The 16,807-nt window shown below is 56.0% G+C and carries 13 protein-coding genes; 9 read left to right on the forward strand and 4 right to left on the reverse strand.

The window, feature by feature from the left end:
• Positions 1-50 precede the first annotated feature (50 nt).
• The 5 genes from ssuE to ssuB are packed head-to-tail and all read left to right on the forward strand — an operon-like array spanning position 51 to position 4,301.
• Positions 51-626 carry an NADPH-dependent FMN reductase gene (gene ssuE, locus ABIC80_RS08815; protein WP_429176670.1) on the forward strand — a complete coding sequence of 192 codons (576 nt, stop codon included), beginning with the start codon at positions 51-53 and terminating at the stop codon, positions 624-626.
• Positions 619-1,590, forward strand: coding sequence for a sulfonate ABC transporter substrate-binding protein (locus tag ABIC80_RS08820; protein ID WP_429176673.1), 972 nt, complete (start codon positions 619-621; stop codon positions 1,588-1,590). Before ssuE ends, ABIC80_RS08820 begins: the two co-directional genes overlap by 8 nt.
• A complete protein-coding gene (ssuD, locus tag ABIC80_RS08825; RefSeq protein WP_042716666.1) occupies positions 1,587-2,732 on the forward strand; it encodes an FMNH2-dependent alkanesulfonate monooxygenase in 1,146 nt (381 codons plus the stop codon). The genes ABIC80_RS08820 and ssuD overlap by 4 nt, the downstream gene beginning before the upstream one ends.
• A gap of 7 nt (positions 2,733-2,739) precedes the next feature.
• Positions 2,740-3,528, forward strand: coding sequence for an aliphatic sulfonate ABC transporter permease SsuC (gene ssuC / locus ABIC80_RS08830; protein ID WP_042716665.1), 789 nt, complete (start codon positions 2,740-2,742; stop codon positions 3,526-3,528).
• Positions 3,525-4,301, forward strand: a complete 777-nt coding sequence (gene ssuB, locus ABIC80_RS08835; RefSeq protein ID WP_312605013.1) for an aliphatic sulfonates ABC transporter ATP-binding protein — start codon at positions 3,525-3,527, stop codon at positions 4,299-4,301. The genes ssuC and ssuB overlap by 4 nt, the downstream gene beginning before the upstream one ends.
• Before the next feature lie 496 nt (positions 4,302-4,797).
• On the opposite strand, the gene pepN is transcribed toward ssuB, so the two are convergent.
• Entirely contained in the window at positions 4,798-7,410 is a 2,613-nt protein-coding gene (pepN, locus tag ABIC80_RS08840) for an aminopeptidase N (RefSeq protein ID WP_429176675.1), read from the reverse strand.
• A gap of 263 nt (positions 7,411-7,673) precedes the next feature.
• On the opposite strand from pepN, the gene pncB reads away from it, so the two are divergent.
• The 4 genes from pncB to ABIC80_RS08860 all read left to right on the forward strand — a co-directional run bounded on the left by pncB (position 7,674) and on the right by ABIC80_RS08860 (position 13,528).
• A complete protein-coding gene (gene pncB, locus ABIC80_RS08845) occupies positions 7,674-8,876 on the forward strand; it encodes a nicotinate phosphoribosyltransferase (RefSeq protein WP_076769641.1) in 1,203 nt (400 codons plus the stop codon).
• Between the two features lie 159 nt (positions 8,877-9,035).
• Complete coding sequence (asnS, locus tag ABIC80_RS08850) at positions 9,036-10,436, forward strand: asparagine--tRNA ligase (protein ID WP_023481622.1); 1,401 nt, start codon at positions 9,036-9,038, stop codon at positions 10,434-10,436.
• 605 nt (positions 10,437-11,041) lie between these two features.
• Positions 11,042-12,151 (forward strand): porin OmpF, encoded by a 1,110-nt coding sequence (gene ompF / locus ABIC80_RS08855; RefSeq protein ID WP_429176677.1) that lies wholly within the window; start codon positions 11,042-11,044, stop codon positions 12,149-12,151.
• Positions 12,152-12,337: 186 nt separating this feature from the next.
• Positions 12,338-13,528: an amino acid aminotransferase gene (locus tag ABIC80_RS08860; protein WP_054803099.1), complete on the forward strand. Its 1,191-nt coding sequence runs from the start codon at positions 12,338-12,340 to the stop codon at positions 13,526-13,528.
• Between the two features lie 47 nt (positions 13,529-13,575).
• Here the strand turns inward: ABIC80_RS08860 and ABIC80_RS08865 are convergent, their stop codons facing one another.
• The 3 genes from ABIC80_RS08865 to ldtD form a co-directional block, all read right to left on the reverse strand.
• Positions 13,576-14,223 (reverse strand): MBL fold metallo-hydrolase, encoded by a 648-nt coding sequence (locus tag ABIC80_RS08865; RefSeq protein WP_023481588.1) that lies wholly within the window; start codon positions 14,221-14,223, stop codon positions 13,576-13,578.
• A gap of 26 nt (positions 14,224-14,249) precedes the next feature.
• The gene (locus ABIC80_RS08870) at positions 14,250-14,798 is read right to left on the reverse strand and encodes a YcbK family protein (protein WP_346439644.1); all 549 of its coding nucleotides are present in this window, start codon (positions 14,796-14,798) and stop codon (positions 14,250-14,252) included.
• Positions 14,799-14,986: 188 nt separating this feature from the next.
• The gene (gene ldtD, locus ABIC80_RS08875) at positions 14,987-16,792 is read right to left on the reverse strand and encodes a L,D-transpeptidase (protein WP_429176680.1); all 1,806 of its coding nucleotides are present in this window, start codon (positions 16,790-16,792) and stop codon (positions 14,987-14,989) included.
• Between the last annotated feature and the right edge of the window lie 15 nt (positions 16,793-16,807).

Below are 16,807 nucleotides of genomic sequence, written 5' to 3' on the forward strand. Positions count from 1 at the left end.
ATTGTTATCAATGTTATCTAAAAGCAAACATTTGGTTATAAGGAGTAAGCATGCGCGTTGTCACTCTGGCCGGCAGTCCCCGCTTTCCCTCGCGCTCCAGCGCACTTCTGGAGTATGCCCGCGATCGCCTTACCGCGCAGGGCGTTGAGGTTAACCACTGGCATCTGCACAATTTTGATCCTGAAGACCTGCTTTATGCCCGCTTCGACAGCCCGGCACTGCAAACCTTTATCGAGCAACTCAGAACGGCCGAGGGGCTGATTGTCGCCACCCCGGTCTATAAAGCAGCCTATTCCGGCGCCTTAAAAACCCTGCTCGACCTGCTACCCGAACGCGCACTGGCAGACAAAGTGGTCTTGCCGCTGGCAACGGGCGGCACGGTAGCGCATCTGCTGGCGGTGGATTACGCCCTGAAACCGGTGCTGAGCGCCCTCAAGGCACAGGAGATCCTCCACGGCGTCTTCGCTGACGACAGCCAGGTGCTCGATTATCAACATAAAGCGAGCCTGACGCCCAATCTGCAAGGCCGACTGGATAGCGCGCTTGAGACCTTCTGGCAGGCGCTGCACCGCCGCGATATTAAAGCCCCGGATTTCCACGCCCCGCAAGGAGTTGCTCATGTTTAACCGCCTCTCATTTTCCGCCACCGGGCTGCTACTTGGCGGGCTGCTCACCCTCTCCGCCTGGGCGCAGGACGCCGAGCCGGCACCGGAGGCTTTGCGCATTGGCTATCAAAAAGGAAGCGTCAGCATGGTGCTGGCGAAAAGCCACGGCCTGCTGGAGAAACGCTATCCGCATACCAAAATTTCCTGGATTGAGTTCCCGGCCGGGCCGCAAATGCTTGAAGCGCTGAATGTCGGCAGTATCGATCTTGGCAGCACCGGCGATATCCCGCCGATTTTCGCCCAGGCTGCGGGCGCAGATCTGGTCTATGTCGGCGTCGAGCCGCCAAAACCAAAAGCGGAAGTGATCCTCGTGGCTGAAGATAGCCCAATCAAAAGCGTAGCGGATTTGAAGGGCCATAAAGTCGCGTTCCAGAAGGGCTCCAGCTCCCATAACTTGCTGTTGCGGGCGCTGCAACAGGCCGGACTTAAATTCAGCGATATCCAGCCGGTGTTCCTCAGCCCGGCAGACGCGCGTGCCGCGTTCCAGCAACATAATGTCGACGCCTGGGCTATCTGGGATCCCTACTACTCTGCCGCCCTGTTACAAGGCGGTGTGCGGGTGCTGAAAGATGGCACCACCCTCAAACAGACCGGCTCGTTTTACTTAGCCGCGCGCCCGTATGCCGAGAAGAACGGCGCCTTTATTCAGGGCGTACTGGATACCTTCAGCGCAGCGGATGCGTTAACGATTAGTCAGCGCGACGAGAGTGTTGCCCTGTTTGCCAAAACCATGGGGCTGCCGCAGCCGGTGATCGCCACCTATTTCGATCACCGTCCGCCAACCAAAATCACCCCGGTAAACGAGGCTACGGCCGCACTGCAGCAGCAGACCGCCGATCTTTTCTATGAAAACCATCTGGTACCGAAAAAAGTCGATATCCGTAGCCGCATCTGGCAGCCGACCCAAGAAGGAGCGAAATCATGAGTCTGAATCTGTTCTGGTTTTTACCGACCCACGGTGATGGTCACTATCTTGGCACCGACCACGGCGCGCGGCCGGTTGATTATGGCTATTTGCAGCAGATCGCCCAGGCAACCGACAGGCTCGGCTTTAGCGGCGTGCTGATCCCGACCGGGCGATCCTGTGAAGATGCATGGCTGGTGGCCGCCTCGTTGATTCCGGTCACCCAGCGCCTGAAGTTTCTGGTTGCCCTGCGCCCGAGCGTGATCTCACCGACGGTCGCCGCGCGCCAGGCGGCGACGCTCGACAGGCTCTCCAATGGACGGGCGCTGTTTAACCTGGTGACCGGCAGCGATCCGCAGGAGCTGGCAGCCGACGGTGTGTTCCTCGATCACAGCGAACGCTATGAGGTGTCGTCGGAATTTACCCATATCTGGCGTCGTTTGCTGGAGGGCGACACCGTCGATTTCACCGGTAAGCATTTACAGGTACGCGGCGCGAAGCTGCTCTTCCCGCCGGTACAACAGCCGCGCCCGCCCCTCTACTTTGGCGGATCCTCCGATGTGGCCCAGGATCTGGCGGCAGAGCAGGTCGATCTCTATCTCACCTGGGGCGAGCCGCCGGAGCAGGTAAAAGAGAAGATTGAGCAGGTGCGCGCGAAGGCCGCTGCTCACGGGCGAAAAGTGCGCTTCGGTATCCGTCTGCATGTGATTGTGCGCGAAACCAATGCCGAGGCGTGGCAGGCAGCGGACCGCCTGATCTCACACCTTGATGATGCAACGATTGAAAAAGCGCAGGCAGCCTTTGCCCGTCAGGACTCGATTGGTCAGCAGCGTATGGCCGCCTTACACAACGGTCGTCGCGATAAGCTCGAAATCAGCCCTAATTTGTGGGCCGGGGTCGGTCTGGTGCGTGGCGGCGCGGGCACGGCGTTAGTGGGCGATGGCCCGACGGTTGCGGCGCGAATCAATGAATATGCCGCCCTCGGTATCGATAGCTTTATTCTCTCAGGCTATCCGCATCTGGAAGAGGCGTATCGCGTCGGCGAACTGCTTTTCCCGCATCTGGATGTCGCTATCCCCGAGATCCCGCAACCGCAGCCGTTACAGCCGCAAGGTGAAACGGTGGCGAACGAGTTTATTCCGCGTAACGTGGCGCAAAGCTGAGGTTGTGATGGCGAAAGAGAATAAGTGGTTGTTGCGCCTGGCTCCCTGGCTGCTGCCAGCGCTGATAGTCGCGGTCTGGCAACTCGCCTCGACCTTCGGCTGGCTCTCAAGCCGTATCTTTCCGTCGCCGGAAGGGGTGGTGGAAGCGTTCTGGACGCTCAGCGCCAGCGGTGAGCTGTGGCAGCATCTGGCGATCAGCGCCTGGCGCGCGGCGATTGGTTTCTCCATCGGCGGCAGCATTGGCCTGACGCTTGGGCTGATTAGCGGTCTCTCGCGCTGGGGAGAGCGCCTGCTGGATACCTCGATTCAGATGCTGCGTAACGTGCCGCATCTGGCGCTGATCCCGCTGGTGATCTTGTGGTTTGGTATTGATGAGACGGCGAAGATTTTTCTCGTTGCGCTCGGGACGCTGTTTCCGATCTATATCAACACCTGGCACGGGATCCGTAATATCGACCGCGGACTGGTGGAGATGGCGCGCAGCTATGGCCTCTCAGGCTTTGCGCTCTTCGCCCATGTGATCCTGCCCGGTGCCCTGCCGTCGATTATGGTTGGCGTGCGCTTTGCGCTCGGCCTGATGTGGCTGACGCTGATTGTCGCCGAAACCATCTCAGCGAATGCCGGTATCGGTTATCTGGCGATGAACGCGCGCGAGTTTCTGCAAACCGATGTGGTGGTGGTGGCCATCATTCTCTACGCCCTGCTCGGCAAGCTGGCCGATATCAGCGCACTGGCGCTGGAGCGTCTGTGGCTGCGCTGGCACCCCGCATACCATACGAAGGAGGCAACAGCATGAATACTGCCCGACTGAATCAAGGCATCCCGCTGCTGTTAAATGGCGTCACCAAACGTTATGGCGCCAACACGGTGTTAAATGGGCTCGATCTGCATATTGCCGCCGGGCAGTTTATCGCGGTGGTGGGCCGCAGCGGCGGTGGTAAAAGCACGCTGCTGCGTCTGTTAGCGGGGCTGGAGACGCCTAACAGCGGTGAGCTGCTGGCAGGCACCACGCCCCTTGCCAGCATTCAACACGATACGCGCATGATGTTTCAGGACTCACGTCTGCTGCCGTGGAAATCGGTAATTGATAATGTCGGCCTCGGGCTGAAAGGCCGCTGGCGAGAGGCAGCAGAAAGCGCGTTACGCTCGGTGGGGCTGGAGCAGCGCGCGGCAGAGTGGCCGGCGGCGCTCTCGGGCGGGCAAAAGCAGCGTGTTGCGCTGGCGCGCGCGCTGGTGCATAAACCGGGTTTGCTGCTGCTTGATGAACCGTTAGGCGCGCTGGATGCCCTCACCCGGCTGGAGATGCAGGCGCTGATCACACAGTTGTGGCAGGAGCAGGGATTTACGGTGGTGTTGGTGACGCACGATGTCAGTGAAGCGGTAGCGATGGCAGACCGCGTATTGCTGATTGAGGAGGGGAAAATTGGCCTCGATGTGAGTGTCGATTTGCCGCGCCCGCGCCGCCTTGGATCGGTCAGGCTTGCCGAGCTCGAAGAGCAGGTGTTGAACCGCGTAATGCAGCGCGGCGAGTCCGAAAACAGCGTTGTGCCCCGAACCCGCCACGCATGATGTTAGTAACGAACAGTACCAGCCCGTAGGCCCGATAAGCGCAGCGCCATCGGGCATTATTACCGGATGGCGGCTTTCGCCTTATCCGGCCTACAGTTAAACCCATGCACGCTTTCCGTAGGCCCGATAAGCGAAGCGCCATCGGGCATTATTGCCGGATGGCGGCTTTCGCCTTATCCGGCCTACAGCCGAACCCATGCACACTTTCCTTAGGCCCGATAAGCATAGCGCCATCGGGCATTACTGCCGCATGGCGGCTGACGCCTTATACGGCCTACAACCGAACCCATGCACGCTTTCCGTAGGCCCGATAAGCGTAGCGCCATCGGGCATTGCTGCCGGATAGCGGCTGATGCCTTATCCGGCCTACAACTGACCCCATGCACGCTTTCCGTAGGCCCGATAAGCGTAGCGCCATCGGGCATTGCTGCCGGATGGCGGCTTTCGCCTTACCCGGCCTACAACGCGCGCAGGTCGGATAAGGTATGCCGTACGATTACGCCAGCGCTTTGCTGACTTTCTCGTAGAGATCGCCGGAGAGATTCGGCAACGCTTTCAGCTGTTCAAGGGCTTTACGCATCAACGCCTGACGACCTTCATCGTAACGCTTGAAGCGGATCAGCGGCTCAATCAGACGCGACGCAACCTGCGGGTTACGGCTGTTAAGCTCCGTCAGCATTTCGGCCAGGAAGCGGTACCCGCTGCCATCTTCAGCATGGAACGCCGCCGGGTTGCTGCTGGCAAACGCGCCAATCAACGAGCGGATACGGTTCGGGTTGCTGAGGGTGAAAGAGCGGTGTTGCAGCAAGCCGCGCACCGTTTCCAGCGCATTCACCGCCGGGCTGGTAGCCTGCAGAATAAACCACTTATCCATCACCAGACCGTCCTGATGCCACTTGTCATCATACTCCTGCATCAGCAGATCGCGGCCAGGCAGTTGGGCGGCAACCGCCGCCGCGAGCGCGGCCAGCGCATCGGTCATATTATCCGCCTCGTGATACTGCTGGCTGACCAGTTTATCCGCCAGCTGCGCATCGCCAAAGGCGAGATAACGCAGGCAGGTATTGCGCAGGGAGCGCTTGCCAATATCCTCATGCTCCACGCGATAGCTGTCGAGTTTATGGGCGTTGTAGACCGCGAGGAATTCGTCAGCCAGTTCGGTGGCCAGCGTGCGGGTCAGCGCTTCACGGACGGCAGCGATAGCCACCGGATCGATGATGTCGAACAACTCGGCAATCTCATTGACCGACGGCAGGGTCAGGATCTCAGCGGCAAGCGCCGGATCGATCTGATCATCGAGCAGGATTGCGCGGAACGCATCGGCAACATGCAGCGGCAGCGAAAGCGCCAGCCCCTGCTGATGACGCGCAACGTTCAGCTTGATATGCGTCGCCAGCAGGCTTTGCGCCGCATCCCAGCGCGCGAAGTCGTTCTTCGCATGGCGCATCAGGAAGGTGAGCTGCTGATCGCTCCATTTATACTCCAGCTTCACCGGTGCCGAGAAATCACGCAGCAGCGACGGAACAGGCTGGAAGTAGACGTTATCAAACACAAAGGTCTGCTCCGTCTGTGTCACGTTCAGCACGTTGTGTACCGGGTGGCCCTCTTTCTGCAGCGGGATCACCTTCCCTTCGTTATCGTAAAGTTCGATATCAAACGGAATATGCAGCGGCAGCTTCTCCTGCTGCTCCGCCGTTGGCGGGGTGCGCTGGCTGATGGTCAGCGTGTACTGCTCAGTGTTCGGGTTGTAATCATCCTGCACCGAGACAATCGGCGTGCCGGCCTGGCTATACCAGCGGCGGAAATGGGAGAGGTCGATATTGGACGCATCTTCCATCGCCTGCACAAAATCATCGCAGGTCGCCGCACTGCCGTCATGGCGCTCAAAATAGAGCTGCATCCCTTTCTGGAAGTTCTCTTCCCCCAGCAGGGTGTGCAGCATACGGATCACTTCCGCCCCTTTTTCATACACCGTCAGGGTATAGAAGTTATTCATCTCAATAACTTTTTCAGGGCGAATCGGGTGCGCCATCGGGCTGGCGTCTTCGGCGAACTGCATCCCGCGCATGGTGCGCACATTATTGATGCGGTTAACGGCGCGGGAGCCGAGATCGGAGCTGAACTCCTGATCGCGGAACACTGTCAGCCCCTCTTTCAGGCTCAGCTGGAACCAGTCGCGGCAGGTAACGCGGTTGCCGGTCCAGTTATGGAAATATTCATGTCCAATCACGCGCTCAATATCGAGATAGTCTTTATCGGTCGCGGTATCGGTGCGGGCGAGAACATATTTGGAGTTGAAAATATTCAACCCTTTGTTCTCCATCGCGCCCATATTGAAGAAGTCGACGGCGACGATCATATAGATGTCGAGATCGTACTCCAGACCGAAACGCTGCTCGTCCCACTTCATTGAGTTTTTCAGCGAGGTCATCGCCCATGGCGCGCGATCGAGGTTCCCGCGATCGACATAGAGTTCCAGCGCCACTTCACGGCCGGAACGGGTAGTAAAGGTATCGCGCAGCACGTCAAAATCACCGGCCACCAGCGCAAAGAGGTAGCAGGGTTTAGGGAACGGATCCTGCCACTGCACCCAGTGACGGCCATTGTCCAGCTCGCCCTGATCGACACGGTTACCGTTGGAGAGCAGGAATGGGTAGCGGGTTTTATCGGCAATCAGTTTGGTGGTAAAGCGCGCCAGCACGTCCGGGCGATCGAGATACCAGGTGATATGACGGAACCCTTCCGCTTCACACTGGGTACAGAGCGCTTCACCGGATTGATAGAGCCCTTCGAGCGCGGTATTCGCCGCAGGGCTGATCTCATTAACGATGCGTAAGGTAAAACGGTCCGGCAGACCGTCGATCACCAGCTGACCGCCCTCTTCTTTATAGTTCGTCCAGGGTTGGTCATTAATATGCAGGGAGATTAAGGTCAGATCGCCGCCATCCAGGCGCAGCGGCGCAGCAGATGCGCTTTGGCGTGACACGTTGCTCAGCGCAGTGACGACGGTTTTCGCGGCGTCAAGGTCGAAGGTCAAGTCAATATCACTAATCAGGTAGTCCGGCGCACGGTAGTCGTGGCGGTATTTGGCTTGTGGCTGTTGTGTCATAAAAAACCTTTAGCATCTTCTGTTGGTTACGGTTCCAGTCTATTCCGGTTGCTACAAACGCGCCACGCAGAATGTTTATCTTTTCAGAGGGAAAAGCTCTGTCTGCTACATTTTTATAACAGTGGGCACGAAAAGCCATCGACCCTTTTTCGACGATATGGTGTGATGGGGTTCACTAAATGAGTAAACAAGGTATACTCCAGCGACTTACTTGCTTTGTTTAATCTACTAAACGCTCCTGTAAGAGGATGCTACTGCGCGCCATGACTCAACTCGCTTTTTCTGGTCTGCAAACGCTGCTGGATACCGATGCCTACAAACTGCACATGCAGCAAGCGGTGTTCCATCACTACTATGATGTGCATGTCTCGGCGGAATTTCGCTGTCGCGGCGACGATCTGCTGGGCATTTACGCTGACGCGATCCGCGAGCAGGTCGATGCGATGCGCCATCTGCGCTTGCAGGATGACGAATTCCTCTGGCTCTCCGGCCTGCCCTTCTTCAAACCTGACTACCTCGCCTGGCTGCGTAACTTCCGTTACGATCCGCAGCAGGTCACTATCAGCAACGATAATGGCAAGCTCTCGATTCGCCTCTCCGGCCCATGGCGCGAGGTGATTATGTGGGAAGTGCCGCTGCTGGCGTTGATTAGCGAAGTGGTGCACCGCTGCCGCTCGCCTGAAGCGGGCGTTCAGCAGGCCCTGCTGCATCTGGAGAGTAAACTGGCAGATTTCGCTGCGCGCACCGCGTCGATGGATATGTCCGGTTTCCGGCTGATGGATTTCGGTACCCGCCGTCGCTTCTCTGCCGACGTCCAGCAAGCAATTGTTGAGCGGCTTAAACAGGAGCCGTGGTTCGTTGGCACCAGCAATTACGATCTCGCCCGTCGCCTGTCGCTGACGCCGATGGGTACGCAGGCCCATGAGTGGTTCCAGGCGCATCAGCAGATTAGCCCCGATCTGGCGACCAGCCAGCGTGCCGCGCTGGCTGCCTGGCTTGCTGAGTACCCGGATAAACTGGGTATCGCCCTGACGGACTGCATCACCATGGATGCCTTCCTGCGCGATTTCGGCCCGGAGTTCGCGACCCGCTATCAGGGGCTGCGCCATGATTCTGGCGATCCCGCTGAGTGGGGCGAGAAAGCGATTGCCCATTATGAAAAGCTCGGTATCGATCCGCTGTCGAAAACGCTGGTCTTCTCCGATAACCTCGATCTCAATAAGGCACTGGATCTCTACCGCCATTTCGCCTCGCGTATCCAGCTTGGCTTTGGCATCGGTACGCGCCTCACCTGCGATATTCCGGGCGTTAAGCCGCTCAATATCGTGATTAAGCTGGTGGAGTGTAACGGTAAACCGGTGGCGAAATTATCCGATAGCCCCGGCAAAACGATTTGCCATGACAAAGCGTTCGTCCGCGCGCTGCGCGAGGCCTTCGACCTGCCGCAGGTGCGAAAGGCGAGTTAATCATCAGGGAGCCAGTCGGCTCCCTTTTTTCATGACAAATTATTAATGCTGGCTGCGAATTCTGCTTGTCTGATGGCGCTCGCCAGGTAACATAGGTGATCCCGCCCATTTCGGGTGGACAAGTGTTTATTTTTTCCGACTATTAATAGAGAGAATATTATGAGCGTTGTGCCTGTAGCCGACGTATTCCATGGTCGCGTTGCCGTTGACAGTGAAGTGACGGTTCGCGGATGGGTGCGCACCCGCCGAGATTCTAAAGCTGGTATCTCCTTCCTCGCCGTTTATGACGGCTCCTGCTTTAATCCTGTACAGGCCGTTATTAATAATTCTCTGCCCAATTACAATGATGACGTTTTGCATCTGACCACCGGTTGCTCGGTTGTGGTTACCGGCAAAGTTGTGGCCTCGCCGGGCGAAGGCCAGAGCCTGGAGATCCAAGCAACATCCGTGGAAGTGACCGGCTGGGTTGAAGATCCGGACACCTACCCGATGGCGGCAAAACGTCACAGCATCGAATACCTGCGTGAAGTGGCACATCTGCGCCCGCGCACTAACCTGATCGGTGCCGTCGCGCGCGTTCGTCATACGCTGGCGCAGGCGCTGCACCGTTTCTTCGACGAGCAGGGCTTCTTCTGGGTCTCTTCTCCGCTGATCACCGCCTCTGATACTGAAGGTGCAGGCGAAATGTTCCGCGTCTCGACGCTGGATATGGAAAACCTGCCGCGTAACGCCGAAGGCAAAGTTGATTACGACAAAGACTTCTTTGGCAAAGAGGCGTTCCTGACGGTTTCCGGTCAGCTGAACGCAGAGACTTATGCCTGCGCGCTCTCAAAGGTTTATACCTTTGGCCCGACTTTCCGCGCGGAAAACTCCAACACCAGCCGCCACCTGGCTGAGTTCTGGATGCTGGAGCCGGAGATCGCCTTCGCGAACCTCGACGATAACGCCCGTCTGGCAGAAGCGATGCTGAAATACGCCTTTAAAGCGGTGCTGGAAGAGCGTCTGGACGATCTGCAGTTCTTCGCCGAGCGCGTCGATAAAGATGCTATCGGTCGTCTGGAGCGCTTTATCGCGGCTGACTTCGCGCAGGTCGATTACACCGATGCGGTGGCGATCCTTGAGAAGTGCGGTGAGAAGTTCGAAAACCCGGTCTACTGGGGAGTCGATCTCGCCTCCGAACACGAGCGCTATCTGGCTGAGAAGCACTTCAAAGCGCCAGTTGTCGTTAAAAACTACCCGAAAGAGATTAAAGCGTTCTATATGCGCCTTAATGATGACGGTAAAACCGTGGCGGCGATGGACGTGCTGGCACCGGGCATCGGCGAAATCATCGGCGGATCGCAGCGTGAAGAGCGTCTCGACGTGCTGGACGCGCGTATGGCTGAAATGGGGCTCAATAAAGAGGACTACTGGTGGTATCGCGATCTGCGCCGCTACGGCACCGTACCGCATGCCGGTTTTGGTCTCGGCTTTGAGCGTTTGATCGCCTATGTTACCGGCGTGCAGAACGTCCGCGATGTTATCCCGTTCCCGCGTACGCCGCGCAACGCAACCTTCTGATTGCGTCAATGTCAAACAAGGCCAGCATATTTGCTGGCCTTTTTATTATCTGCTGTCAACTTTTGTTAACGCGGTCACACTTTACCCCGCCTGATAAATCGCCCTTTATACGTTTCTTTGCGTTTTTTTACGCCTGAATTGCTTCGCAACAAAAATCACGGACGTGAATATCTCAAAGTGTTTCATTCGAATGATTAGCACATTTGGTTAAAATCAGCACAGCTATCTGGACGTCCAAACACAAATATAAGAAAAACCCTTATCTGCCACTTTTGTGCATAAGGTATGCCTTTATTTAATTAAACATAAGTAATTCATATAAATAGGAATGGTGAAGCTGTTTTTTTACGCGGCAACTGCGGAATTTAGAGATGGTTCACAAAGTTCCGTCAAATTCACAAATTATTACACAATATTTCTTCTTGTTACTTCTTTAAGACATTTGTAGCACTTTCAGGCTAGCGAAACGCTTACTTGTTTGGAAAGATGCCTCTCAGACACAGAAAGACACCAAACTCTCATCTGTAGTTCCGTAAATTTTTTTTGACGGATTTACACGGCGGCAGTGGCAGGTGTCCAAAAAAAACCAATGAGGGTAATAAATAATGATGAAGCGCAATATCCTGGCAGTGGTTATCCCTGCCCTGCTCGTAGCGGGTGCAGCTAACGCTGCTGAGATCTATAACAAAGATGGCAACAAAGTTGATATCTACGGTAAAGCAGTTGGTCTGCACTACTTCACCAAAGACAATGGCGCTAAGGGCTATGGCCCTAACGGTGACAAAACTTACGCTCGTCTGGGCTTCAAAGGCGAAACCAAAATTAACGACCAACTGACCGGTTACGGCCAGTGGGAATATAACTTCCAGGGTAACAACTCTGAAGGCGGTAGCGATGTTCAGAAGGGTAACAAAACCCGTCTGGCGTTTGCAGGTCTGAAATTCGGCGATGCAGGTTCTTTCGACTATGGTCGTAACTACGGCCTGGTTTATGACGCAATCGGCGTAACCGATATGCTGCCGGAATTCGGTGGCGACACCAGCAACAGCGACAACTTCTTCACGGGTCGTACTGGCGGTCTGGCAACTTACCGTAACAGCAACTTCTTCGGCCTGGTTGATGGCCTGAACTTCGGCGTACAGTACCTGGGCAAAAACGAACGTTCTGATATCGGATTTGCTAATGGCGACGGTTGGGCAACCTCTCTGAGCTACGACTTCGACGGCTTCGGCATTGTCGGTGCGTACGGCGCAGCAGACCGCACTAATGCTCAGCAAACTTCTACCATCTACGGTACATCCGGGGATAAAGCTGAGCAGTGGGCGACTGGTCTGAAATATGACGCGAACAACATCTACCTGGCTGCACTCTATGGCGAAACCCGCAACGCACAGCGCCTGACTACTACTCTTCCGGGCACTACTAATGAAGTTACTGGTCTGCTGAACAAAACTCAGGACTTCTCTATTGTTGCACAGTACCAGTTCGATTTCGGTCTGCGTCCGTCCATCGCTTACTACAAATCTAAAGCGAAAGACGTTGCAGGCGTAGGTAGCGAAGATTACCTCAACTACATCGAAGTTGGCGCGACATACTACTTCAACAAAAACATGTCCACCTATGTTGACTACGCTATCAACCAGATTGATAAAGACAACAAACTGGGCGTAGGTTCTGACGACACCGTAGCTGTTGGTATCGTTTACCAGTTCTAATCAGTCACCCTCGACTGTTATAGGCATTTAAAACAGGGCTTCGGCCCTGTTTTTTTATGCCTGCGGCAAAAAGCGCGACGACTTTTGAAAAGCGTCGCGCTTTTTATTGCAAACGGTTGGCAATTCCCCTGCCAGCCGTTAACCTGATAACGGAATTCCCTTCTGTCATCAAAATGGAACCTCGTCATGTTTGAGAATATTACCGCTGCCCCTGCCGACCCTATTCTGGGCCTGGCCGATCTGTTTCGCGCCGATGAACGCCCGCACAAAATTAACTTAGGCATCGGTGTCTATAAAGATGAAACCGGTAAGACGCCGGTGCTGACCAGCGTGAAGAAAGCAGAGCTCTATCTGCTGGAAAACGAAGCCACCAAAAACTACCTCGGCATCGACGGCATTCCAGAATTTGGCCGCTGCACCCAGGAGTTACTCTTCGGCAAAGGCAGCGCCATTATCAATGACAAACGCGCACGGACGGCACAAACCCCAGGCGGCACCGGCGGTCTGCGCGTTGCCGCAGATTTCCTCGCTAAAAACACCAGCGTAAAACGCGTCTGGGTCAGCAACCCGAGCTGGCCGAACCATAAAGGCGTGTTCAACTCTGCTGGCCTGGAAGTGTGTGAATACGCTTACTACGATGCACAGAACCATACCCTCGATTTTGAAGGCCTGCTGGCCAGCCTCGAGCAGGCGCAGGCGGGTGACGTGGTGCTGTTCCACGGCTGCTGCCACAACCCGACCGGTATTGATCCGACGCTGGAGCAGTGGGAGACGCTGGCGAAGCGCTCTGTAGAGAAAGGATGGCTGCCGCTGTTCGACTTCGCCTATCAGGGTTTCGCTCGCGGTCTGGAAGAGGATGCTGAGGGGCTGCGAGCCTTCGCTGCGCTGCATAAAGAGCTGCTGGTCGCCAGTTCCTACTCGAAAAACTTCGGCCTCTACAACGAGCGTGTAGGTGCCTGTACGCTGGTCTGCGCCGATGCAGATACTGCCGATCGCGCATTCAGCCAGATGAAATCAGTGATCCGCGCGAACTACTCCAACCCGCCAGCCCACGGCGCGTCAGTGGTTGCAACCATCCTCAGCAACACTGCCCTGCGTGCGATCTGGGAGCAGGAGCTGACCGACATGCGCCAGCGCATTCAGCGTATGCGTCTGCTGTTTGTGAATACGCTGCAGGAGAAAGGCGCGAACCGCGACTTTAGCTTTATCACTCGCCAGAATGGCATGTTCTCATTCAGCGGACTGACCAAAGAGCAGGTGCTGCGCCTTCGTGAAGAGTTCGGCATCTATGCCGTGGCTTCCGGGCGTATCAACGTCGCCGGCATGACGCCAGATAATATGGCACCGCTGTGCGAGGCGATTGTCGCCGTCCTGTAAGCAAGACGCAGGAAGTAAAAAGGGTCGCTTACGCGACCCTTTTTTGTTTACCACACCGGTTGTTCATCCTGCAGGAACGGGTTGTGCAACCGCTCATTCCCCAATGTCGAGAGTGGCCCGTGACCCGGAATAAAGGTCACGTCATCACCAAGCGGCAACAGCTTATGCTTGATGGAGTGAATCAGTTGCGCATGATCCCCTTTCGGGAAATCGCTGCGTCCTACGCCGCCTTTAAAGACCACGTCGCCCGAGATCAGCAAACGTGACTGCGCGTCAAAAAAGACGATATGCCCCGGTGTATGTCCCGGACAGTGCAGCACCTGCAGGCTGATATTGCCTACGGCTACGCTGTCGCCTTCATTTAACCAACGATCGGGCGTCAGCGGCTGGCAATCTTCGAGGCCAAACATGCGGCTCTGCGCCGGTAATCCCTGTAGCCAGAACTCATCTTCTTTTTCCGGGCCGATAATCGGCACACCATAATGCTGCGCCAGTTCCGCCGCCGCGCCAACATGATCGAGATGACCATGCGTCAGCAGGATTTGCGTCACCGTCACACCACACGCATCCACTTCCTGAATAATGCGCTCTGCGTCGCCACCGGGATCAACCACGGCAGCGACTTGCGTCTGTTCACACCAGATTAGCGAACAATTCTGGGAGAACGCGGTAACCGGAATAATACGATAGTTCATACTGCTCCTGTAGCTCAGACTGAGTTTTACCAGTGCCTTACCGGCCCGGTGTCAATATGCACAAAATTGCTTTTGGGGTAGTATCCTACACCACCCGCGCGCAGAGATAACGCAGCTTTGCGAATATTACTCAGGGAAATCCCTTCAATATGGAAATCCATCGCCTGGCCTTTGGTGTGATAGCTTTTTTTCGCCACACCGCGGCTATGAGCACGCAGCTCATTATTGGTATCAACAGAGCGATAACCGGAGATGAGTTGAACAGGTTTATTCGTGCCTAACAGGCCTTGCAGGCGGAACAGGTGATCAAATAGCTGAGGATCCATGTGCGTAATTTTATTTGCGCGGTAATCACGGAAGAAATGGTTGAGTTTTGCTAATTCATCCTGAATATAGCCTCTACCATCAAAGAACTCAGCTTTAATAGACTCCCCGGTATTAAGATTATTCAATCTCAAAATACGCGGGCGCGGCGTGGAGAGCGTCGCAAAAGCGGAGGTGGGCAGCAGAGCAACACCGAGTGTAGCACCACCCAACGCCAGCAATTTGCGGCGATTAGCGTCAAATTTATCCATGATAATCAGATCTACAGAAAAAGTGCATTGAACGATTTTTATGCACTGCTTTAGCGCACGAGAGGCACCTTACCGGGCATCAAACGCCGCGTCAAGGCGGCCTCTCCCCAGCAATCCCGGGCTCTGTAGCCTGAACTACCCGGGAATTGCCTGTCACTATGACAACGGAAAATCGCAAACTGCTTCATTTACCTGATTAATTTTTCAGCTTTCGCCAGAACAAGCGCACCGGTGCGTGCCGTCAGATCATAATTGTAAATATCTGTGCGGTATTGCGTGCGTCCATCCGCGCCAACAAACGCGGTCAAATAATAAAGATTGACCGGAATATCGTGGCGAATATTCACGTAGCGCGTATCGCCCTGCTTTAACGCATCCGAAATACGCGTATCGCTCCAGCCCGCATCCTGCAATAGCATATTGGCAAGCTCAGAGGATTTATTCACCCTCACGCAGCCGGAGCTGAGCGCACGGGCCTGTTTCTGGAACAGAGCGTGGTTCGGCGTGTCATGCAGGTAAATCGCGTCAGAACTCGGCATATTGAACTTATAACGCCCAAGCGAGTTGGTCACGCCTGGCGCCTGCTGGAAACGGAAAGGCAAGTTGGATGGTGTAATCGTCGCCCAGTCGACCATTGTGGGATCGATCGGCTCTTTGCTGTTCCAGCCGCGCAGCACGGTGTAACCGTGGCGCTCAAGGTAGGTGGGATCGTTCCACAGCTTCGGCAGGATATCTTTGCGCGCCAGCGTCGGCGGCACGTTCCACGGTGGGTTAACCACAACGTTGTTAAGCGCGCTGCTCATCATCGGCGTTTTGCGATCCGGGCGACCGACAATCACTCTCGACGACAGCACTTCATTGCCGTTGAGGTAGTAGACCAGCGAATACTCCGGAATGTTAACCATAATGCCGGTCGAAAGCGTCGAGGGCAGCAAGCGCAGACGCTGAATATTAAGCGCCAGCAGACCGGCGCGCTGCGCAGGCGTGACGTTCAGCCAGTCGCGCGTGCTTTTACCGATCACGCCATCAGCATGCAAACCCTGCCAGGCCTGAAAACGTTTTACCGCCTCAACCAGCGTGCGGTCATAAGCCTCTCGCGCGGCGGGCTTTTTCTTAGGGGCCGGCTCTGCTGACGTGCTGACCGCGCTATTGCCATCCGGCAGCGCAATCTCCGCGCCGCTCTCCAGCATGCCGTTGCGCTGCAGGATCTCACGCAGCGCCGGAACGTCATTACTCCACTGTCCCGGGCGCAATGACGCTGTACCGGTCATCTCCGGCCACGGGCGCGAATCTGCCACCAGCGTCAGCAAGGATTGATGCATCGCCGCATATTGCGGGTGATGCGGTGCCAGCGTGGCAATAAAAGCAGGCAGGGAGCCGTTATCAAGCGCAGATTGCCACTGGTTGATCACCGAAATAGCGGGCGTCGCGAGCGTATAAGGTTTATCGCTATAGAGCCAGCGCTGGCCCTTCGCCTGGATACCGGCCACAAACTGCAGGTAGCCCATCATCGCATCGGAGAGTACAACATCCCGCGCCATGCCGGTCACATCGGGGTTGGTCAGCAGTTCGACCCAGGTGGTAAATTGCGGCTGAAAGCCGCCAATCGCCACTTCTGCCAGCTGCTGCTGGAAAGCCTGAACCGCTTCGCGGTTCTCCCACATCGGCTTCTGGCCGCGTGCGGCATAGAGCGCCGCGAGCTGATCCATATAGACCGGCGTCCAGTTTGCCGGCAGCTGAGATTGCAGCTGTGACCGCACATCGGCAACCGAGACACCGTTCGGATAGGGTTTCACACCGATCATCATCGCCGTCGCCGGAGATTGCTCCAGCGGCTGCGGTAATAGGGTGGGTTGATCGCCCGGCGTCGCCGAGGTATCAACCGGTACAACTTCAGGCTCATCGGCCTGCGCATTAAACAGCGGAGCAAATGCGAATGCCAGGCACAAACTCAACGCCGACATTCGACGACCATACGACTTCAAAAGCAACATCCCTGCCCCCTGTTC

The sequence above is a fragment of the Kosakonia sp. 1610 genome, from assembly GCF_050435845.1.
In the GTDB taxonomy this organism is placed as follows: Bacteria; Pseudomonadota; Gammaproteobacteria; order Enterobacterales; family Enterobacteriaceae; genus Kosakonia; species Kosakonia cowanii.